Origin of the sequence: Pandoraea aquatica, from assembly GCF_902459565.1 — a bacterium.
Lineage (GTDB): Bacteria > Pseudomonadota > Gammaproteobacteria > Burkholderiales > Burkholderiaceae > Pandoraea > Pandoraea aquatica.
Genome location: NZ_CABPSN010000001.1, coordinates 656,209 through 675,751 on the forward strand (window position 1 = coordinate 656,209; position 19,543 = coordinate 675,751).

Here is a 19,543-nt window from a genome sequence, read left to right on the forward strand (position 1 = left end):
TGAAGTTTACGGGGATCGACAGGTAAATGCTTCGCGTATCGTTGACAAAATCCCGTCAATTTCACATGATTCATTCAAATTTACCTACGAAGAGGAATAAATCATGCAAATTGACGAATTCGATGAAAAGATCCTCGCACTTTTGCAGGAAGACGCCTCACTCTCCGCCGCGCAGATCGGCGAGCGCATCGGGCTCTCGCAGTCGCAATGCTGGAGACGCATCGACCGGCTCGACGCCGAAGGTGTGATCGAGCGGCGTGTCGCACTGGTCGACCGCAAGAAGGTCGGGCTGAACGTCATGTTGTTTGCCCACGTAAAACTCGCCGGACACAATCGCAACGCACTGCCCGAGTTCTCCAAGGCGATTCAGGACTTTCCCGAAGTCCTGGAATGTCATGTGCTGATGGGCAACGTCGACTTTCTGCTTCGCATCGTCACGCGCGACGTCGACGCTTACGAGCGGTTCTTCTTCGAGCGGCTCTCACAACTGCCGATGGTGCAGGAAGTGAACTCGATGATTGCGCTCTCGCAGATCAAGTCCACCACGGTGCTACCGATCGGCAGCGGCCAGCCCGGCGCGCATGGCAATGCCGCGTAAGGCAACACGCACCATTCATGACGCAGTACTGACAGATTCATGTCACAGAGCCAACCGTAAACTGTCGGCCGCTCGCTAAACAGCAGGTACCCGTTGATCGTCCTGATAAACATCGCTCGGTTCGCCAGTTCGCTGGGCGCAAAAGCCCGTGTGAACGGCGCGACGCACGTTGGACAGCGCCCCCGCAAGCCTCTATCCTTAAGCATCCACTTCGGGAGCCTCGCATGAAACGTTGGTTAGGAATGACCGCTGCTGCCGCGATCGTCGGTGTGACGGCCTGGTGCATGATCCCCGCCCATGCCGCATTGAAGGATGGTGCAGCGGCGCCGGACTTCAAGGCGCAAGCCTCGCTCGGCGGCAAAGTCTTCACGTTCTCGCTCGCGGACGCCCTCAAGCAAGGCCCCGTCGTGCTGTACTTCTACCCCGCTGCGTTCACTACCGGATGCACGATCGAAGCGCATGACTTCGCCGAGGCAACCGACAAGTTCAAGGAGATGGGTGCAACGGTGATCGGCGTTTCGCACGACAACATCGACACGCTCAACAAGTTCTCCGTGTCCGAGTGCCGCAGCAAGTTTGCCGTGGCCGCCGACACCGATCAGAAGATCATGAAGGCGTACGACGCCGTACTCGCCCTCAAACCAGACATCGCCAATCGCATCTCCTACGTCATCGCCCCCGACGGTAAAGTGATCTACAGCTACGTCAGCATGGATCCGGACAAGCATGTCCAGAACACCATGGCTGCCGTTCGCAAGTGGCACGAGACGCATCACTGAGGCATCACTGAGGCATCACAAGCGCATCACTTTGGCATCACTGACGACTCCCCGATGAGGACGGCATGACCACGGCTACACCGACGGCGAGGACCATCGCCCGCGCGCAGACCCGCAGCGAAGAACTCGCCAACAGCCTCAGCCACGGCCTCGCCTGTCTGGCCGCGCTCGCAGCGATCCCGTTTCTCTTCACCGCCGTACGCCCGCCGATGCCGAGCACCGTGCAGCAAATCGGCATCGGCGTGTTCGCCGTCACGATGGTCGTGGTCTATCTTGCATCCGCGCTGTATCACGGGCTGCCGGACGGCCGGGCGAAACGCGTGTTCATGCGCGTCGACCATTGCGCCATCTTTCTCTTCATTGCCGGCACTTACACGCCCTTCACCGTCAAGATCCTGCACGACCCGTGGGGCTGGCCCTTGCTCACCGGCGTCTGGACGATGGCGATCGCGGGGCTCGTCGCCAAGTCGCTCGGCTGGCTCGACCGCCCGCTCGTCTCGACGTTGCTCTACATCGGGTTAGGCTGGATGGCCGTCCTGGTCGCCGGTCCGGTGCTGGCCGCCATTCCCGGCCCCGGTGCAGGATGGCTTTATGCCGGTGGTGCCGCCTACACCGTCGGGGCGATCTTCTATTCGCTCGACGGACACATCAAGTTCGGGCACCTCGTCTGGCACATCTTCGCCATCGGCGGCACCGTCTGTCATTACCTCGCCGTTTGGCGCTATATCTGACGCCTCTCGACCTTCCCGATCCCTCTCATCCTTTCCGATCACCCGTCGTCCCCCTGACCCAGCGCGGTGCACCGGCAGCTCGCCAGCTTTTCGGCGAGCCGGTCGCATCGCTCGGTCAACTCAGGATCGCCGAACATGCGGCACGCGCCCCGCATGCGATGAATAAGGCCCTGAGCAGCTTCGAAGTCCTCGCGACGGCGCCTCGCCAGCAGACGGCGAAAGCGGGCTAGATCCTTCGCCATTTCATCTCGCATCATGCGGCGCGCGTAGGGGTCATCCCTTAGCGCCGACCGCGATTTCGGTGAACTGTTCTCGTGGCTGAACGGCAGGACCGCCTCCGATGTCGCGTTGCTGACGTCGCGATGCATCACATCGGGCACGAGATCGTCTTCGCCCTGCGTCAACGCAGGCCACCGCACCGCCAGTGTTTGCGACAGTCGTTGACGCGAAACCGGCTTCGTCAACACGCCATCCAACCCAGCTTCCCGGGCGGCACGCGCCTCCACGACCGAACCCGTCACCGCGAATACGACCGGCTCACGACGGCCCAGCATCGGGGCGAGCGCATGCAGTGTCTTCGCCAGCGCCAGACCGCTCACGCCTTCGAGGTGAACGTCAGTCAGCACGACATCGACGTCGAGCGCAATCCATTGCACGAGCGCGTCTGTCAGGTCTTGCGCACTGGCGACGTGACATCCCAGCGACGCCAACTGATCCGCCAGAATCCTCCGATTCATTACGTGATCGTCTACGACTAACGCTTGCAATCCGGGACGCACGGCCACTTCGACGACCTCTTTGTCGGGCCGCTGCGTCGGTGCCCTCGGCAACGTTGCCCTTCGCTCGGCCAGCGCGTCATCCCTGGTCTCGACCTCCGCACCGCCCCCCGGCAAAGCGAGTGGCACCGACAATCGGAATCGCGCACCGGACGCGCACGGCTCGGCACAGAGCGTGCCCCGCAGACGCGACGTCCACTGTCGCGCGACCCAAAGCCCAAGCCCCGTGCCCTTCACCGACGTTTGCTCGCGCGAAAACGCGGCGAAAACCGCGTTTTCCATCCCTGCCGGAATGCCCGGCCCCGTGTCCGTGACGCAAATGGTGAGATGCGGGGCGCGGGCGGTGTCATCGTCAGCAGGCAGATAGGCACTATCCTCCCCCGCCTCGCACGCCCACGCGACCCGCACCGCGACACCACCGAACACGGTGTACTTCAACGCGTTGTCGATCAACGCACGCAAAATCTGGCGCAGACGCGCGCCGTCGCCCCACAAAAAGACGGGCACTGCGTCTGCAATCTCACACGTCAGATCGAGCCCTTTGCGACGCGCCAACTCGGCAAAGGCATCGACTTCGGCGTCGAGATTCTGGCGTACCTCGAACACCGACTCTCGCAGCGGCAACTGCGTCACGTCGTCCTGTCCGAGGGACAGGACATCGTCCACGGCCCCGGCGAGCACGTCGAGCATGCTTCGCATGTTGCCCAGCCGTTCGCGCGGCGCGGACGTGCCTACTGCGCCTACTGCGCCTACCGCGCCTAAAGCATCTACCGCCCCAGCGAACTCCCCAGCGTCGTCCCACAGCGCATCGAGATGCCCCTGCAACACCTGAAGTGGCGCACGCAACTCGTGCACCAGCGCCATGCGGAACGTGCCGGCGTCTGCCGAGCCACATTCGGCAGCGTTCCTTACCAAGCCTTCCGGGAGGCAATCACCCTCCGATTCATACGCCTGCGAATCGGGGCTTGCGGGGTTGGCATGACGTCCATCACTTCTGTTTCTGAACTTGAATTTGTCGGGATTCATCGGGTCATTGACGCCGCATCACGATTCACGCGCTTCGGCGTACTGAAGAAAGTGAAACAGCCTTTAAGTCTGGCCGTTTGCATGACATTTGCGACTGCGCAAATTCCGAACTTTTTCCCGCGCACGCCCACTTTCGGAATCCCCCGAGGCCGAATGGCTCAAGTTCTGCTTCTCATATGCCGATAATCCCTATGCCCTGTCTTGCACTCACCGATGGACGGGGAGGCCCGCAATCTCCTGGCGCGGCCTGGGCATTCAATCCATCGATCAATATGTATAAGAACATTACGATTCGGGCCAGCCTGACACTGGTCCTAGGTTTGCTTGGTGCACTTCTCGTCCTCGCCAGCGTGCTGGGCCTCTGGGCGCTCGGCTCCAGCAACGATTCCCTGAGCAAGATGGCCACGGAAGATACCCCCGCCCTGGCCGAACTCAAGGGAACCGGCGAGCAAATTCTCCGGACCCGCCTGTCGATGGCGACCTATGCGTCGTACGTCAGCCTCGGAGCCAACCCCGAAGAATCGGACAAAGTCCTCAAACGAGGCACCCAGTACATCGCCACTTCGGACGCCCTCTGGAACGATTATCTGAAACGTCCCAAAGAAGATGCGCACGAAGCGGAGTTGGCCAAGTCGGCCGACGAAAAGCGTAAGGCCTTTTTCGAAAAGGTGATCACGCCCGCGCTCAACGCACTCAAGCAAGGCGATGTCGCCGGCTTCCATCAAATTCAGGCACGCGTCGCACCGGCCGCTTATAACGGTGTCGATTCGCTCATGCGCGAGCTTCAGGACATCCAGGTCGCACGTCAGAAAGCGCGCTACGACGCCGCTCAGCAACGCTACAACGTCATGCGCATCGCCATGGGTGCCACGCTCGTCTTCGCGCTGCTGCTTGCCCTGTGGGGCCGCGCCATGCTGGCACGCGCCGTCCTGCGCCCGATCCGCGAGGTCATTGCGTACTTCGAGCGCATGGCCGCCGGCGATCTGAGTCAGCGCATCGAGCAACGCACGCGTAACGAGATGGGCCAGCTTTTCGGCGCACTCGGTCGTATGCGCGACGGGTTGGCCAGCACGGTCGGCACGGTGCGCGAGAGCACGGAAGCCATTCACGGCAGCGCCCGCGAGATCGCCGACGGCAATGCCGACCTGTCGCGTCGCACGGAATCGCAGGCGTCGTCGCTGGAGCAAACGGCCGCGAGCATGGAAGAGCTGACCGCCGTCGTCAAACAGAATGCCGAGAACGCACGCGCCGCAAGCCAGTTGGCCGTAACGGCCTCGGAAACCGCTTCGCGCGGCGGCGACGTCGTTCAGGAAGTCGTGACGACGATGCGCGATATCGCCGAAGCCTCGCAAAAGGTCTCGGACATCCTCACGGTCATCGACGGCATTGCCTTCCAGACGAACATCCTGGCGCTGAACGCAGCCGTCGAAGCGGCACGTGCGGGTGAACAGGGTCGCGGCTTTGCCGTGGTCGCGGGTGAAGTGCGCACGCTGGCGCAGCGCAGCGCGTCGGCCGCCAAGGAAATCAAGGGATTGATCGAAGCGTCGGGCAATCGGGTGGAGGTCGGAACGCGTCTGGTCGAGCGTGCCGGATCGACGATGGCGGAGGTCGTACAGTCCGTCAAACGCGTGACCGACATCATGGGCGAGATCTCCGCTGCCAGCGTAGAGCAGTCGAGCGGTATCGAGCAGGTCAACATGGCCGTCACGCAGATGGACGAGATGACGCAGCAGAACGCGGCGCTCGTCGAAGAAGCCTCGGCCGCCGCAGCCGCGCTCGAAACGCAGGCCGCACGCCTGCGCGAATCGGTGGCGCTGTTCCGTTTGTCGTCGCACGAGGCCAGCCATGCGCCGTCGCACAGCGCAGGTGGCACGGCTTCGGTCGGCGCGCCGGGCGCGTTAGCACTCGCCGCCTAAAAGTCCTGAGGTACCGCCCCGCCCTGCCCGCCGTTGCTTCGGTGGGCTCGCGGCGGGGCCTTCGAATGCTACAGGTGTGGTGAAACGTCAGATGCTGGCGCGCTGCTCGAAACCTTTGAGCGGCGACTCTGCCACCCACGCCTTGTCGACGTCACACGACGACACCTGCGCCCCTCGCGGCCCCTCACGCATCCATTCGCACAGCGCCAGCAACTGCGCAGCCTCGCCTTGAGCGATGGCTTCCACGGTGCCGTCGCGACGATTTCGCACCCATCCCGCCAGACCGAGCCTGCGCGCCTCGACCACGCACGCCGCGCGGTACCCCACGCCCTGCACCAGCCCGTGCACCACGATTTGCCACGTTGTCGTCATTGCGCCTCCTGCAGTCACCGATGTGCCGATGCGTCGATGCGTCGATGGAAAAAGGGCCCGATAAATATCGAGCCCTTTCACTACGTTAGCACACCACCGGTAGACGTCTAATAGATGTCGCGGCGATAGCGTCCCTGTGCCGAGAGGTCCAGCAGAACGTCCGCGCCGATGGCCTCGGCCAGTGCGGCGTCGACCGCGGGTGCCATGCCCGCAAGGCTGCCGCAGACGTAGATCGAAGCGCCATCGGCCACCCATCTAGCAATCTCTTGCGCCGACCGGCGGACATGGTCCTGCACGTAGATCCGCTCGGCCTGATCGCGCGAATAGACGCGATCCAGACGCGCGATGCCGCCTTGCGCCTGCCACGCGCGCAACGTCGCGTCGTGGAAGGCATCGTGACTCGCCTGACGCTCACCGAAGATCAGCCAGTTGCGAACCTGGCCCTTGGCGATGCGCGCCGAGAGATGGGCACGCAGCCCGGCGAGTCCGGTACCGTTGCCGATCAGGATCATGCCCTGCGCGTCTGCCGGACCGTGGAAGCCCGGATTCGGACGCACGCGCATCGTCACGCTATCACCCAGCCCCATGCCGTCCGTCAGCCAGCCGGAACCCAGCCCCAGCGTACCGTCGAGATTGCGCGTCTGGCGAACGAGCAGCATCAGATTGCCCTCGTCCTGCGTCGACGCAATCGAATACTCACGCTCGGGCAGCGGTGCCAGACGTTCGAGCCAGTCCTGCAAGTCGACGCCAGCGGGCGGTGCAGCGTCGGGCAGCACGCGCTCGCGCAGCGCCTCACCCAGCAACGCCTCGCGCCCCGCCACACTCACGCGAACATCCGACGCCCACACGCTGCCCGCGAGGAACGCGTCGATGCGTGCGGCCGTATGGCGCGGCAGTACCTCGACCAGATCGCCCGCAACCCACTGCGCGCCTTGCGGCGGTGTGAACGCGAGATGGTAGGCAGGCAAACCGGTGCTGCCCGGATTGAGCACTTCGCGCTCGGCAAGCGCCCAGGACGCGAAGCGCGGACTGTCTTCTGCCTTCGTCGCCACCAGCGGACGGCCGAGCCATTCGCCCAGACGCTCTTGCCAGCTTGCCCAGGCCCCCGGGTCGCCGCGGTCGACTTCAATCGGTTCGAACGCCGCCACGCCGCCCTGCGCACGCAGCCAGCCATCGAGCTTGCGGCCGAAACCGCAGAAGGTGTCGTAATGACTATCGCCCAGCGAGAGCATGGCAAAGCGCAGCTTGGGCAGCGCCATTGCCTGATTCATCAGTTGTTGGGAGAAACGACGGGCGCTATCGGGCGGCTCGCCGTCGCCGAACGTGCTGACGATGAACAGCGCGCGCTTGGCCGCGCCGAGCTGGGCCTGTCCGATACGCGCCAACGGCTGAATCTGTGCGGGCACACCGGCCCCTTGCAACATACCGGCCGTCTGCCAGGCGAGACCTTCGGCCACGCCGCTCTGGCTTGCGTATCCAATCAACACGCCTTCGTCAGCGAACGAACCGCCGCTCGACGGTGCTTTCACGCCATTCGCACCATTTGCACCGTTTGCGCCATTCACGCCATCGGCACCCTGCGCCGGGCGCGACGCCGCCAGCGCACGCTTCTTCTTGCGCCGGTCGAGATAAAGCATCCAGCCCGTGACGAAGAACACCGGCATCATCAGGCTCGAGAGCATCATGACGACGATGCCCACCGGCCCGAAGAAACTGCCACGGTGCAGCGCGTAGATGCTCGTCATCAACTGGCCGCCGGTCGTCTTCTGCGCGTAACGCTCTTCGTTACGAATCGTGCCCGACAACGGCTCGATGTCCATCCGGCTGAACGCACGCTCATGCGGCACGGACTTGTCGAGCCATGTCATTTGCAGCGGACCACCCGGCTTCTGCGACGGACGCAGATAGACCTTCGTGTAATCGGGCACGCGCGCGACGAAGCTGTCCCACACGGTGCTCATGTCGTCTGCGGAGGTCGACGCGAGATCGGGCAGCGCCTTCTTGCGCTCGCCCTTGGCATTCGCATCGCCCTGCTTCGCCATCTTCGGCTTTTCGGGCTGTTTGTTCCGCACAGGCTGCTGAACACCGGCCATCGAGAACAGCATGCCGCGCCACCAGTCGTACGACCAATAAAGGCCCGTCGTCGCCGACAAGAGATACGGCACCAGCACGACCGTGCCGATCACGGCGTGAAGATTCCACAGGAACGGACGTCCCTGCTTCTTGAAATCGATATGGAACCACGCACGCCAGTTGCCGATCCGGCGCGGCCAGCGCAAATACAGGCCACTGAGCGCGAGCAGGAACAGCAGCAACGTTGCAGCCGCCGTGATCTGCTTGCCGATGCCGTCCACCGTCAGGAAACGATGGATGTCCATGATGAAGCGGAAAACGACATCGGCCTGCGAACGGCCGAGCATCTGTCCGGTATACGGATCGACGAAATAGGTCTCGCCGCGCGTGCCATCACCGATGGAGAGCCGCACACCGACGGCGTCCTCCGGATTACGCATCACCGTCATCAGCAAAATGCGGCGATCCGGTACGGCCTCATGCACGCGTGCGACAAGTTCGGGAACGGTCAAAGGCGCAGTGTCGCGCACGGCCACGGTCATGACACCCGGGCTAAAGGCTCGGGTGAGTTCTTCGTAGTAGGAAAGCAGCGCGCCGGTCAGGCCAACCACCGCAAGCACCAGCCCGGCCGTAATGCCGAAGAACCAGTGCAGTTGAAACCACAGTCTTTTCATCATTGTTGTCGTCCGACGCACGTCCGTGCGCCGGTGGTGGCGCGTGCGTGGCAGGTGTGCCGTGCCGCAATCCCCGGATGGAGCACTATGCGGCAATTATCGAATGTTATTGCAAACGATTCTCATATTCAATACCTACTTACCTTTCTTCGTCTTGAAGACCACGTGAAATGTCCGCCGCGGCCCCTGTAGGTGTCATCTGACAGGAATTTCATACATCGGACGACGCCTTGTCGCTTTTTGAGCGGTTAGGATGAATACATCCCGCGCGGATGTCCGCGCTCCCGCCCTTCAAATACCGCCGCGCGTCACGCCTCGTCTGCCCAATCCCTAGCCCTCCTGCTGGCCCTGGAACGACCTGTCGCCCCGCGGCACGACAGCGACGGAGAGCCATGCAACCCACCACGTCTTCCCCGCCCGTCACCAGCGTGACGCCAACGGCCCCCTCATCAGCAGCGTCTGCGCCTGCGTACGCCGCCCGACCGCCTGAGCAGCACGCCGTGAACATTGCCACGGTGGCATTCTTCTTCGATCTGGATGGCACGTTGGCACCGCTGGCGGCGCGTCCGGACGCGGTCAAATTGCCCCACGACACGGCTCGTGTGCTCACCCGCCTGATCGAGCGTACGAAAGGTGCAGTCGCTGTCGTGTCGGGGCGCGCCATCGATGACATCGACGGCCTGCTCGCCCCGCTGCATGTCCCGGCTGCGGGCCTGCATGGTGCGGAGATTCGTCATGCAGACGGCAAACTCGCGCGTGCTGAAGGCCACGCCGCCGACACCGAACGCATCGCCGCCATGGCCGCACCGCTGCAAGCGCTGGTCGCGCAGCATCCGGGGCTGTTACTCGAGAACAAGGGCTGTGCACTGGCGTTGCACTATCGCGGCGCGCCCGAACTGGCCGGTGTGGCGCGCGACACCATGCGTGCGCTGGCCGATCTGCACGCCGACCGGTTCTCGCTACAGCCGGGCAAGCTCGTATTCGAATTGCGCCCGCGCAATGTCAGCAAGGGCCGCGCCATTACGACACTACTGAACGAGGCCCCGTTTGCGGGTCGAACGCCGTTCTTTGCCGGTGACGACCTCACCGACGAGGCCGGTTTTGCGGACGTGAATGCGCTGGGTGGCATCACGATCAAGATCGGGGACGGAGAGACCTGCGCGCAGTATCGGCTTCCTTCGCCGGAGGCGCTCACCGCCTGGCTGCTCACGCTGCACGGAGACACCTCCCCGGCCCCGCCTCAACCTTCACAGGAGACAGACGTATGAGTCGCTTAGTCATCGTATCGAACCGGGTTGCGCCCATGACCGAGGGCAAACCCACTGCCGGCGGCCTGGCCATCGGCGTGTTCGATGCGCTCAAGGACACCGGAGGCATGTGGTTCGGCTGGAATGGCGAGATCGACGCGGAACCCGCCACCGCCCCTGAGATCGCGCATCGCAACAACGTTACCTTCGCCACCGTGCCGCTCACCCGTCGCGACTACAACACGTACTACCGCGGCTTCTCCAATGCGACCCTGTGGCCGACGTTTCACTACCGCGACGACCTCACGCGCTATCAACGCGACGACTACAACGGCTATCGCCATGTCAACGCGCGCTTCGCCGCGCTGCTCGCACCGCTCCTCAAGAAAGACGATCTCATCTGGGTGCACGACTACCATCTGCTGCCCTTCGCGCAGGCGTGCCGTCAGATCGGGCTGAAGCAGCGGCTCGGCTTCTTTCTCCACATTCCGTTCCCGTCACCGCAAGTCCTGATGACGGTGCCGCCGCATGAGGCGCTCGTGCGCGCGATGTGCGAGTACGATCTGGTCGGCTTCCAGACCGAGACGGACCGCACCGCCTTCACCGACTATCTGGTCCGGCACGCCGGGGCCACGTTGGGCAGCGACGGCACGATCACCGCGTACGGACGGACCCTGCGCACGGGTGTTTATCCGATCGGCGTGTATCCGGACGAGATTCAGAAACAGGCGACCGCACGCGCGACCGTCAAGCACATCCTCGATCTGAAGCAAGGGTTGCAGGAACGCAAGCTCATCATGAGCGTGGACCGTCTGGATTATTCGAAGGGGATGCTGGAACGCTTTCGCGCGTTCGAACGACTGCTGGAGCTGTGGCCGAACCAGCAAGGAACGGTGAGCTTCGTTCAGGTCGCGCCCCCGAGCCGTTCCGACGTGGCGGGTTATGGCGAAATCCGGCGTCAGTTGGAAACGCAGGCCGGTCATATCAACGGCCGATTCTCGGACCTGGCGTGGACACCGCTACGCTACATCAACAAGCGCTACGATCACGAAGTTCTGATGTCGTTCTTCCGCGCGTCGCAGGTGGGGTACGTCACGCCGTTGCGCGACGGCATGAATCTCGTCGCCAAGGAATACGTCGCCTCGCAGGATCCGGCCGACCCGGGCGTGCTGGTGCTGTCGTGTTTTGCAGGGGCGGCACAGGAGCTCGACGGCGCACTGATCGTGAATCCCTACGACATCGACGGCATGGCCGAAGCCCTGCGCTCGGCGCTGAACATGTCGCTGTCCGAGCGTCAGTCGCGTCACGAGAGCATGATGAGTACCTTGCGCGAGCACAACCTGTCGACGTGGCGCGACCGATTCATTACCGATCTGCGCGCGCCCGCGGCCGCGACACCGGCCTTGTTGCGCTGCGCACAACCCGCCGCGGCCTGACTGCCGGTCCTGCACCGGTCCGACGCAAACGGATTCGGGCAAAACGTAGGACGTGCAGGACGGCCGTGCACGACGCCCACGGGAGGCATGCCATGCGCCAACGGAGCCACACCTCACCCCCTGCCGACACCCCGCTCGTCGAAGTCGAGACCGACGGGCCGGTGACGCTCATCACGCTTGCCCGCCCGACCCGTCGCAACGCTGTCGACCGTCCCATGGCGGCGGCGTTGCGCGACGCGCTCCTCGCCTTCGAACAGGACGAGAACGCAAGCGTCGCGGTGCTTTGCGGCAAGGGGGCATCGTTCTGCGCCGGCGCGGATCTCTCCGCCTTCGACGATCCCGAACGCCGCAACGACGTGACGCCCGACGGCAGCGGCGATGGCCCGATGGGTCTTACGCGGCGTCATCTGGACAAGCCTGTGATTGCGGCGGTCACGGGTCATGCCGTGGCGGGCGGACTGGAGCTGGCGCTATGGTGCGACCTGCGCGTCGCGGACGACTCCGCCACGTTCGGCGTGTTCTGCCGACGCTTCGGGGTGCCGCTCATCGATGGGGGAACGGTTCGTCTGCCAAGGCTGATCGGCATGAGCCGCGCGCTCGACATGATCCTGACCGGCCGCGCAGTGGGCGCGCAGGAGGCATTCGAGATCGGACTGGTGAACCGGCTGGTGCCGGAAGGCATGGCGTGTCACGGCGCGATTGCGTTGGCGCATCAGCTTGCCGAGTTACCGCAAGGCGCACTGCGCGCTGACCGCCGGGCGGCCTACGCACAGTGGGATCTGCCGCTGGACGCCGCGCTACGTCAGGAAGGGGCTGCCGGACACGAGGTTGTGTTCTCGGAAGGCGTCGCCGGTGCCCGGGCGTTTCTCGCCGGTGCCGGCAGGCACGGCGCGCCGCACAAGACGCCTTAGTGCCCCGAAACTGCCCCGAAACTGCCCCCGGCGATCCCGGGGGCAGCGGGTATATCAAAGGGGCGCTTATCGGGCCGGTGCAGGCAGCGGCGGCAGTTGCGCCAGACGCTTGCTCAGACCGTCCGCAATTTCCTTCTGATTGGCCTGCTTCGCAAAGTCGATGGCCGTCATCTTCAACTGGTTCGCGAGACGAACGTCTGCCCCACCGTCGAGCAACACCTTGCACGTGCTGATGTGGCCGCCGCGCGCTGCCATCATGAGCGGCGTCGTGCCGTTCGGCGATTCCGCATCGACGTAAGCCGACGCATCGAGCAGCATTTGCACGATGTCGTCATGACCGTTCGTCGCCGCGTAGTGCAACGGTGCCCAGCCCTTCTTGTTGACCTCGGCGTCCTTGTCGATCAGGAGCTTCACCATCGGCGTGAGGCCTTGCAGCGACGCGATCATCATGGCGTTCTCGCCCGCGTGATTCGTGGCATCCAGATCGGTACGCTTGTCGTCGATGAGCAGTTTGGCGACGCCCACAGACTTTTCGCGCATCGCAATCACCAGCAGCGGATCGCCCTTCTCGTCGCGCGTATTCGGATCGACACCCGCTTTGAGGGCCTGTTGCACGGCCTTGGTGTCGTCGAACACCACCGCTTTGACCAGCGACGTATTGGAGGTCGCGGCCGTAGCACATGCCGTCAGCCACAACACGCTCAGCAGCGTGAAGACGTGGATCATCGAAAATTTACGCATCGGAGGCTCCTGTCGGTCGTCCGGGAAATTCGGGAAAAGGCGTCGGCTAAAGCGTCGGCAAAAACGTCAACGAAAAAACGTCGGTTCGAAAGCTACGCGCGATGCGAGTTCAATGCTTCGCCGTCGAAAAGAGACGGAAGAAGTTCTCGCTGGTCGCCTCGGCAATCTTCTGCAACGGTTCACCGCGCAAATCCGCGATGAATTCCGCCACATGGCGGACATACCCCGGCTGATTGAGCTTGCCGCGATACGGCACCGGCGCGAGATACGGCGAGTCCGTTTCGATGAGCATGCGCTCGAGCGGCACGCGACGCGCAACGTCCTGTAAATCGCGCGCGCTCTTGAACGTGACGATGCCGGAGAACGAGATGTAGAAGTTCTGATCGAGCGCGCCCTTCGCGACATCCCAGCTTTCGGTGAAGCAATGCATCACGCCGGCCGGTTCGCCCGCCTCCTCCTCACGCATGAGGCGCAGCGTGTCGTCTGCGGCCGAACGGGTGTGAATGATCAGCGGCTTGCCGGTCGCGCGTGCGGCTCGGATGTGCGTACGAAACCGCTCGCGCTGCCATTCCATGTCTTCGATGCTGCGGCCTTCGAGCCGGTAGTAGTCGAGACCGGTCTCCCCGATGGCGACGACCTTCGGTGTGGCCGCGAGACGCACGAGATCGTCGACGCTCGGCTCGGGCGTGTCCTCATAGTCGGGATGCACGCCCACGGAGGCATAGACATTCTCGTGCTGCGCCGCGATCTCCAGCACCTGCGGCAGCGTCGGCAAATCGACGGAGACACACAGCGCGTGGCTGACCTTGTTCTCGCGCATGCGGGCAAGCAGGTCCGGCATCTGCTCGGCCAGCTCCGGGAAATTGATATGACAGTGCGAATCGATGAACATGATGTGCGATCGGTTGCCGGTGCCTGGCATCAAAGCGATGCTGGGCCACCGAACAACTGTTTGTATTGCAGGAAAAGCGCTTCGAGCAGCACGCGCGTATTGAGCGGGTGATTCTGCACCTGACGCTGTTGCGCCAGTTCGCGCAGGAAGCCCAGCAGACGGACGTCGTCGGTCGCATCGCCGCAGCGACGCAACGCCTGTGCCTGCGCGGGGAAGAAACGAACGGCACCGGCCATGCGCTCGGCGAGTACGTCGAAACACCAGCGTTGCAACGTCTCCAGAATGCCCGGCAGGCTGCCCTTGTGCAGTTGTTCGGCGCAGGCGAAAGCGTCGATAGCGCCACCTTCCGCGAGCTGCCCCAGCAGCCAGTCGCGCCAGCCACGCTCGTCGGGCTCGGCCAGCGCACGCGCGGCTAGAGGTGCGCCGCCGGCTTCCGCGAGCACAGCGGCGGCCGTGGTGGCGTTGAGGCCCGCCTCACCCATCAGCCATTGCGTGGCTTGAGCGCCGTCGGGACGTGTAAGCACCAGCCGGCGGCAGCGCGACAGAATCGTCGGCAGCAGGCGGTCGGGTTGCGTCGTCACCAACAGGAACACCACACCTTCGGGCGGCTCTTCCAGCGTTTTGAGCAAGGCGTTCGCCGCATGCACGTTAAGCGACTCGGCCGGATACAGCAGCACGACGCGACGGCCCTGACGATGCGAGCCAAGGCTCGCGAAGTCGATGACCTCGCGCACCTGCTCGATCTTGATTTCCTTACTCGGGGTTTTCGTCTTCTTGTCGCCGTCGGCCTCTGCCCGCGCTTCAGCGCCGGGGAGCGTCTCGGCCAGCGCTTCGGGGCAAATCACGCGGAAGTCCGGGTGATTGCCGCTCGCGAACCACTGACATGCGCCGCAAGTACCGCACGGCAGATGATCGGCGCGCGGCGATTCGCACAGCAGTCCCTGCGCGAACGTCCGCGCGAGCGCCACTTCGCCTATGCCCGGCACCGCCTGCAAAAGCAGCGCGTGCGGCATCTGGGTACGCAGGTCGTTAAGGCGTGTCCAGTCCTCTGACTGCCACGGATACAGCATGTGGGCTCCTTGGCCGGATGTTGCAGATATTTCGGGTGCTGCATCGATGCGGATACCCGAATTATGCGCGCGTCGGGGAAAACCGGATGAAGTCCGTCCCTTCCCGGAAGCGTGCTCAGTGTTGCGTAGTGTGGCTTAGTGCCCCGGCAATCCCAGCCGGGCGAATACGTCGGCGAGTTGTTCGGCAATGGCGTCGATGCTTTGCGCCGCATCGATCAGCACGATGCGTCGTGCCGACTCCTCGGCACGACGCAGATACTCCTCGCGCACCCGGGTGAAAAATGCCGCCGACTCGCGTTCGAACTTGTCGGGCGCACGAGCGCCGGCGAGTCGCGCGGCGGCAATCGCCGGATCGAGATCGAACAGAATCGTCAGATCGGGCTGACGCGTGCCCTGCACCCAGCGCTCGAGAATCGACAACTTCTCGCGCGACAGGCCACGCCCGCCGCCCTGATAGGCAAACGTCGCATCGGTAAAACGATCTGAGACGACCCAGTCACCGCGTGCGAGCGCGGGCTCGATCACCTTCACCAAATGTTCGCGGCGGCCCGCAAACATCAGGAGCGCTTCGGTTTCGATATCCATCGGCTCGTCGAGCACGAGCTTACGCAGCGCTTCGCCCAGCGGCGTGCCACCCGGCTCGCGCGTCGCCACTACGTCACGGCCAACGGTGGCAAGGCCCTGACGCAGTGCGTCGACAAAGGCGTTCACGTGCGTGCTCTTGCCCGCACCGTCGATGCCTTCGAAAGTCACGAACTTGCCCGGCACCGTGGCCGATGCGTCCGGGGAATTCGTCATTGCTCACCTCGCTGATATTTGTCCACGGCGCGATTGTGCTCCTGAAGATTGGTCGAGAAGTGGCTCGTACCGTCGCCGCGCGCCACGAAATACAGGGCGTCGGTCGGCGCAGGGTTGAGCGACGCCGCCAGCGACGCCACACCCGGCAGCGCAATCGGCGTCGGCGGCAGGCCGGCGCGCGTGTATGTGTTGTACGGCGTATCCGTTTGCAGGTCGCGCTTGCGCAGACGCCCCGTGTACAGATCGCCCATGCCGTAGATCACTGTCGGGTCGGTCTGCAGCAACATGCGCTTGCGCAGTCGGTTGACGAACACCGCCGCCACTTGCCCGCGCTCCACCGCCTGCCCCGTCTCCTTCTCGACGAGCGAGGCCATGATAAGCGCCTCATACGGCGTGGCGTACGGCAAGCCCGGTGCGCGCGACGCCCAGGCTTCGTCCAGACGCTTCTGCATCAGGCGATAAGCCCGCTTGTAAATATCGACATCGCTGGTGCCTTTCGGAAAAAGGTACGTGTCGGGGAAGAACATGCCCTCGGCTTCCGCGCGATCTGCGCCCACGAGTTGCATCAGGTCGGCATCCGGCAGCCCGGCCGTGTCGTGACGCAATGCCGGGTTGGCATCGATCTCCGAGCGCATCTTCTTGAAGGTCCAGCCCTCGATGATCGTCACCACGTACTGGTTGACGTCGCCGCGTGCGAGCTTGTCCATGACCTCCATGGGCGTAATGCCGGTCGCAAACTCGTAGTTGCCCGACTTGAGTTTGGTGCCCACGTCCATCACGCGGGCGAGCAGATTGAACAGCAGCGGATGCACCGGCACGCCGCCCGTGCGTAATTGCGTGGCGACACTGCGCACGGAGCTGTAAGGCTTGATCGTGACGTCCAGCGTCGGCTTGCCCAATTGCAGCGGCGCTTGTGCCCAATAATAGAAAGCGCCGCCGGCCGCCAGTGCCGCGACGATCAACAGGACAAACAGACGTTTGATGAAGTACATGAATTGCAGAATAAGTCGCGCGATGACGACAGCGGGTTCGGGGGACTCATCTGCCGGGCGCGCGTGGCGGCATCGGTGTCGGGTGGCGCATTTTGCGCGTCGAACCGGGCTCGCACGTCCTGGCGGAAGACCCAATATAATACTTTGACTTGCCGAACCCTCACAGATTGACAGGCACTTTCGTTTATGACCACCACATGGCGTGATCTTCTGCCGCACGCGGCAGCCGCTTCTCTTTCCGATATTTCGCCCGACGCACGCGCCGCACAGTTCGATGCGTTGCGCACGGGCAGCTTTGTCGCCCTGGCGAGCGACACCGGCCTCATCGCCGTGAACGGTGCCGACGCGGCCGCGTTCCTGCACGGTCAGCTGACCAGCGACGTCGAACGACTGTCGCCCGTGCAGGCACGTCTGGCGGGCTATTGCTCGGCCAAGGGACGCCTGCTCGCGACCTTCCTGATGTGGCGCGACACGTCTGCTGACGCCACGATCTATCTCGCCAGCGACGCCACTGTGCAGGCCGCTGTCCAGAAACGTCTTTCGATGTTCGTGCTGCGCGCGAAGGCGAAGCTGACGGACGGCACCGCCACGCACATCCTGCTGCAAGTCGGTGGCCCGGCCGTTGAGGCCGTGCTCTCGCGTACGTTCGCGTCGCTGCCCGCCGCCGCGCTGGCAGCCGTACACGCCACGATGAGCGACGCCCCCGGCAACGGCACCAGCCTGATTCGTCTGCCCGACGCCGGTACGGCCCGCTCGCTCTCGCGCTTCCTTTGGAGCGTGCCGGTCGCGCAGGCCGCCGAAGTCTGGAACTCGCTTGTCGGCACGGACGGCGTCGTCGCCGTCGACGCGACGCTTGTGTCCTGGCTCGACGTGCAAAGCGGCGTGGCCCGTGTCACCACGGCAACGCAAGAACAGTTCGTGCCGCAGATGATCAACTGGGAAGTCGTTGGCGGCGTGAACTTCCGCAAAGGGTGCTACCCCGGGCAGGAAGTCGTCGCACGCAGCCAGTATCGCGGCACGATCAAGCGCCGGCTCCATCTGGCCCATGTTGACGGCATGCTGCCCGTGCCGGGACAGGAACTGGTCGAGACGAGCGATACCGAGCAGCCCTGCGGCATGGTCGTGCAGGCGGCACCGGCACCGAATGGCGGTTATGACGTCCTCGTCGAGCTGAAACTCGCCGCGCGCGAAGCCGACGATGTCCGCCTTGGCACCGTCGACGGCCCGGCGCTGGCATTCAGTGAGCTGCCTTACGAGATCATCGATCCGACGGAAGCGCCGGCACCTTCGGCCGCGGCCTCCTGAGTCGACCGCACGGCCCGCGCCGATGGACTGTTACGTCTACTACCGTGTCTCGACAACGCAGACCGACGCCGCCCGTGAGGCAGTCGCGCGCCTCTTTGCATTGACGGCCGGACGCTTCGGCGTCTGCGGCCGCATTCAATGGCGCGCCGACGTCTCGGCCAACGATGTCGCTAAGGGCGGCACGACCTGGATGGAGCGTTACGACGACGTCGATGCAGACTTCGTCGAGGCGCTGCCGCAATTGGTCGTCGAATCCGGTCTGGCATCGCTGCTGGCGGGCGAGCGCCACGTCGAATGCTTCGTCGATATCCCGACGCCCTCCTCCCCATGTGCCTGATCGTCTTCTCCTGGCAGCCTGAGGCTGCCACCCCGCTGATCGTGCTCGCCAATCGCGACGAATTCTTTGAGCGCGCCGCGGAGCCGCTTCATTGGTGGTCTGATCGACCCGAAGTGCTTGCCGGGCGCGATCTGCGCGGCGGCGGAACGTGGATGGGCGTCAATCGGGCGGGACGCTTCGCCGCGCTGACCAACTTCCGCGACGGCCGGGCACCGATGACACCGAAGGACTCGCCGTCGCGCGGGCTGCTCGTGTCCGCCATGCTCGATGCGACCTCGTTCGACGACGATCTCGCACGCGTCGAGAAGCATGCCCACGAATACGCGGGCTTCAACCTGCTTGCCGGCGATCTGCCGGCGGGCAAATTGTATTGGTTGGGGAATCGGGACACGCTCGCACGCAATGCGCAGACAGCGGAGCGAGTCGGGGGCCAAACGGCACTTCCGGTGGCCCACGCGATCGCGCCGGGCTTTCACGGTTTATCGAACGCGCTGCTCGACACGCCGTGGCCCAAGCTGGTCAGTCGACGCAATGCACTGCGCGAAGCGCTGGAGCATGGTGCCGACGACCTCGCCCTCATGGAAGTCATGCGCGACGCCGCCGAGGCCGCCGACGAGACACTTCCGGAAACCGGTGTGACGCGTGACTGGGAGAAAAAACTCTCGGCAGCGTTTATCGCATCGCCCGCCTACGGAACGCGCTGCACGACTTTGCTGCGTTATCGGCGGGACGGCGTCATCGAAGTGACTGAATCGACCGTCTCGCCTGCGCAACCCGCGAGCGAATTGCGCGATTTGCGACATTACCGGTTCGACGTCAAAAGCGCCTGACCGTGGGTGATCCGGCGGCTTCGCCGGCTCACCCGCCTC

Annotated in this window: 18 protein-coding genes; 10 read left to right on the forward strand and 8 right to left on the reverse strand. The window is 64.0% G+C overall.

Annotated elements, in window-relative coordinates; all coding sequences use genetic code 11:
- Nucleotides 1-103: 103 nt before the first annotated feature.
- From PAQ31011_RS02720 to trhA, 3 genes are all read left to right on the forward strand, one after another.
- The gene (locus PAQ31011_RS02720) at nucleotides 104-598 is read left to right on the forward strand and encodes an Lrp/AsnC family transcriptional regulator (protein WP_150574356.1); all 495 of its coding nucleotides are present in this window, start codon (nucleotides 104-106) and stop codon (nucleotides 596-598) included.
- Nucleotides 599-822: 224 nt separating this feature from the next.
- A complete protein-coding gene (locus tag PAQ31011_RS02725; protein ID WP_150574357.1) occupies nucleotides 823-1,377 on the forward strand; it encodes a peroxiredoxin in 555 nt (184 codons plus the stop codon).
- A gap of 65 nt (nucleotides 1,378-1,442) precedes the next feature.
- Nucleotides 1,443-2,108 carry a PAQR family membrane homeostasis protein TrhA gene (trhA, locus tag PAQ31011_RS02730; protein WP_150574358.1) on the forward strand — a complete coding sequence of 222 codons (666 nt, stop codon included), beginning with the start codon at nucleotides 1,443-1,445 and terminating at the stop codon, nucleotides 2,106-2,108.
- Nucleotides 2,109-2,146: 38 nt separating this feature from the next.
- Here trhA and PAQ31011_RS02735 read toward each other — a convergent pair whose 3' ends face one another.
- Nucleotides 2,147-3,799, reverse strand: a complete 1,653-nt coding sequence (locus PAQ31011_RS02735) for a hybrid sensor histidine kinase/response regulator (RefSeq protein WP_174989890.1) — start codon at nucleotides 3,797-3,799, stop codon at nucleotides 2,147-2,149.
- A 383-nt stretch (nucleotides 3,800-4,182) separates the two neighbouring features.
- Here PAQ31011_RS02735 and PAQ31011_RS26845 point away from each other — a divergent pair, with 383 nt between their 5' ends.
- A complete protein-coding gene (locus tag PAQ31011_RS26845; RefSeq protein WP_150574360.1) occupies nucleotides 4,183-5,826 on the forward strand; it encodes a methyl-accepting chemotaxis protein in 1,644 nt (547 codons plus the stop codon).
- Nucleotides 5,827-5,913: 87 nt separating this feature from the next.
- On the opposite strand, the gene PAQ31011_RS02745 is transcribed toward PAQ31011_RS26845, so the two are convergent.
- Nucleotides 5,914-6,198: an acylphosphatase gene (locus PAQ31011_RS02745; protein ID WP_150574361.1), complete on the reverse strand. Its 285-nt coding sequence runs from the start codon at nucleotides 6,196-6,198 to the stop codon at nucleotides 5,914-5,916.
- 107 nt (nucleotides 6,199-6,305) lie between these two features.
- Nucleotides 6,306-8,948: a PepSY domain-containing protein gene (locus PAQ31011_RS02750; RefSeq protein ID WP_150574362.1), complete on the reverse strand. Its 2,643-nt coding sequence runs from the start codon at nucleotides 8,946-8,948 to the stop codon at nucleotides 6,306-6,308.
- Between the two features lie 389 nt (nucleotides 8,949-9,337).
- On the opposite strand from PAQ31011_RS02750, the gene otsB reads away from it, so the two are divergent.
- The 3 genes from otsB to PAQ31011_RS02765 all read left to right on the forward strand — a co-directional run bounded on the left by otsB (nucleotide 9,338) and on the right by PAQ31011_RS02765 (nucleotide 12,539).
- Complete coding sequence (gene otsB / locus PAQ31011_RS02755; RefSeq protein WP_150574363.1) at nucleotides 9,338-10,213, forward strand: trehalose-phosphatase; 876 nt, start codon at nucleotides 9,338-9,340, stop codon at nucleotides 10,211-10,213.
- Nucleotides 10,210-11,628 (forward strand): alpha,alpha-trehalose-phosphate synthase (UDP-forming), encoded by a 1,419-nt coding sequence (gene otsA / locus PAQ31011_RS02760; protein WP_150574364.1) that lies wholly within the window; start codon nucleotides 10,210-10,212, stop codon nucleotides 11,626-11,628. The genes otsB and otsA overlap by 4 nt, the downstream gene beginning before the upstream one ends.
- A 92-nt stretch (nucleotides 11,629-11,720) precedes the next feature.
- Complete coding sequence (locus tag PAQ31011_RS02765) at nucleotides 11,721-12,539, forward strand: crotonase/enoyl-CoA hydratase family protein (RefSeq protein WP_150574365.1); 819 nt, start codon at nucleotides 11,721-11,723, stop codon at nucleotides 12,537-12,539.
- A 66-nt stretch (nucleotides 12,540-12,605) separates the two neighbouring features.
- Here the strand turns inward: PAQ31011_RS02765 and PAQ31011_RS02770 are convergent, their stop codons facing one another.
- The 5 genes from PAQ31011_RS02770 to mltG form a co-directional block, all read right to left on the reverse strand.
- The gene (locus PAQ31011_RS02770; RefSeq protein ID WP_150574366.1) at nucleotides 12,606-13,280 is read right to left on the reverse strand and encodes an ankyrin repeat domain-containing protein; all 675 of its coding nucleotides are present in this window, start codon (nucleotides 13,278-13,280) and stop codon (nucleotides 12,606-12,608) included.
- A gap of 109 nt (nucleotides 13,281-13,389) precedes the next feature.
- Entirely contained in the window at nucleotides 13,390-14,172 is a 783-nt protein-coding gene (locus PAQ31011_RS02775) for a TatD family hydrolase (protein WP_150574367.1), read from the reverse strand.
- A gap of 29 nt (nucleotides 14,173-14,201) precedes the next feature.
- Entirely contained in the window at nucleotides 14,202-15,242 is a 1,041-nt protein-coding gene (gene holB, locus PAQ31011_RS02780) for a DNA polymerase III subunit delta' (RefSeq protein WP_150574368.1), read from the reverse strand.
- 135 nt (nucleotides 15,243-15,377) lie between these two features.
- On the reverse strand, nucleotides 15,378-16,040 hold the full coding sequence (gene tmk, locus PAQ31011_RS02785; RefSeq protein WP_150574369.1) for a dTMP kinase: 663 nt from the start codon (nucleotides 16,038-16,040) through the stop codon (nucleotides 15,378-15,380).
- Complete coding sequence (gene mltG / locus PAQ31011_RS02790) at nucleotides 16,037-17,032, reverse strand: endolytic transglycosylase MltG (RefSeq protein WP_150574370.1); 996 nt, start codon at nucleotides 17,030-17,032, stop codon at nucleotides 16,037-16,039. Before mltG ends, tmk begins: the two co-directional genes overlap by 4 nt.
- A gap of 186 nt (nucleotides 17,033-17,218) precedes the next feature.
- Between mltG and ygfZ the strand changes: the two genes are divergently transcribed.
- From ygfZ to PAQ31011_RS02805, 3 genes are read left to right on the forward strand one after another with little or no spacing between them, the layout of a single operon-like run.
- Nucleotides 17,219-18,337, forward strand: coding sequence for a CAF17-like 4Fe-4S cluster assembly/insertion protein YgfZ (gene ygfZ, locus PAQ31011_RS02795; protein ID WP_150574371.1), 1,119 nt, complete (start codon nucleotides 17,219-17,221; stop codon nucleotides 18,335-18,337).
- A gap of 22 nt (nucleotides 18,338-18,359) precedes the next feature.
- On the forward strand, nucleotides 18,360-18,674 hold the full coding sequence (locus tag PAQ31011_RS02800; protein WP_174989892.1) for a DUF4936 family protein: 315 nt from the start codon (nucleotides 18,360-18,362) through the stop codon (nucleotides 18,672-18,674).
- Nucleotides 18,665-19,504, forward strand: coding sequence for an NRDE family protein (locus PAQ31011_RS02805; protein ID WP_150574373.1), 840 nt, complete (start codon nucleotides 18,665-18,667; stop codon nucleotides 19,502-19,504). Before PAQ31011_RS02800 ends, PAQ31011_RS02805 begins: the two co-directional genes overlap by 10 nt.
- Nucleotides 19,505-19,543 lie beyond the last annotated feature (39 nt).

What these genes read in the sequence shown, in the direction of transcription:
- tmk (WP_150574369.1), bottom strand. Translation starts at nt 16,040, where the DNA reads ATGACGAATTCCCCGGACGCATCGGCCACGGTGCCGGGCAAGTTCGTG.
- trhA (WP_150574358.1), top strand. Translation starts at nt 1,443, where the DNA reads ATGACCACGGCTACACCGACGGCGAGGACCATCGCCCGCGCGCAGACC.
- holB (WP_150574368.1), bottom strand. Translation starts at nt 15,242, where the DNA reads ATGCTGTATCCGTGGCAGTCAGAGGACTGGACACGCCTTAACGACCTG.
- PAQ31011_RS02750 (WP_150574362.1), bottom strand. Translation starts at nt 8,948, where the DNA reads ATGATGAAAAGACTGTGGTTTCAACTGCACTGGTTCTTCGGCATTACG.
- mltG (WP_150574370.1), bottom strand. Translation starts at nt 17,032, where the DNA reads ATGTACTTCATCAAACGTCTGTTTGTCCTGTTGATCGTCGCGGCACTG.
- PAQ31011_RS26845 (WP_150574360.1), top strand. Translation starts at nt 4,183, where the DNA reads ATGTATAAGAACATTACGATTCGGGCCAGCCTGACACTGGTCCTAGGT.
- PAQ31011_RS02765 (WP_150574365.1), top strand. Translation starts at nt 11,721, where the DNA reads ATGCGCCAACGGAGCCACACCTCACCCCCTGCCGACACCCCGCTCGTC.
- PAQ31011_RS02770 (WP_150574366.1), bottom strand. Translation starts at nt 13,280, where the DNA reads ATGCGTAAATTTTCGATGATCCACGTCTTCACGCTGCTGAGCGTGTTG.
- PAQ31011_RS02800 (WP_174989892.1), top strand. Translation starts at nt 18,360, where the DNA reads ATGGACTGTTACGTCTACTACCGTGTCTCGACAACGCAGACCGACGCC.
- PAQ31011_RS02725 (WP_150574357.1), top strand. Translation starts at nt 823, where the DNA reads ATGAAACGTTGGTTAGGAATGACCGCTGCTGCCGCGATCGTCGGTGTG.
- otsB (WP_150574363.1), top strand. Translation starts at nt 9,338, where the DNA reads ATGCAACCCACCACGTCTTCCCCGCCCGTCACCAGCGTGACGCCAACG.
- ygfZ (WP_150574371.1), top strand. Translation starts at nt 17,219, where the DNA reads ATGACCACCACATGGCGTGATCTTCTGCCGCACGCGGCAGCCGCTTCT.
- PAQ31011_RS02775 (WP_150574367.1), bottom strand. Translation starts at nt 14,172, where the DNA reads ATGTTCATCGATTCGCACTGTCATATCAATTTCCCGGAGCTGGCCGAG.
- PAQ31011_RS02805 (WP_150574373.1), top strand. Translation starts at nt 18,665, where the DNA reads ATGTGCCTGATCGTCTTCTCCTGGCAGCCTGAGGCTGCCACCCCGCTG.
- PAQ31011_RS02720 (WP_150574356.1), top strand. Translation starts at nt 104, where the DNA reads ATGCAAATTGACGAATTCGATGAAAAGATCCTCGCACTTTTGCAGGAA.
- otsA (WP_150574364.1), top strand. Translation starts at nt 10,210, where the DNA reads ATGAGTCGCTTAGTCATCGTATCGAACCGGGTTGCGCCCATGACCGAG.
- PAQ31011_RS02745 (WP_150574361.1), bottom strand. Translation starts at nt 6,198, where the DNA reads ATGACGACAACGTGGCAAATCGTGGTGCACGGGCTGGTGCAGGGCGTG.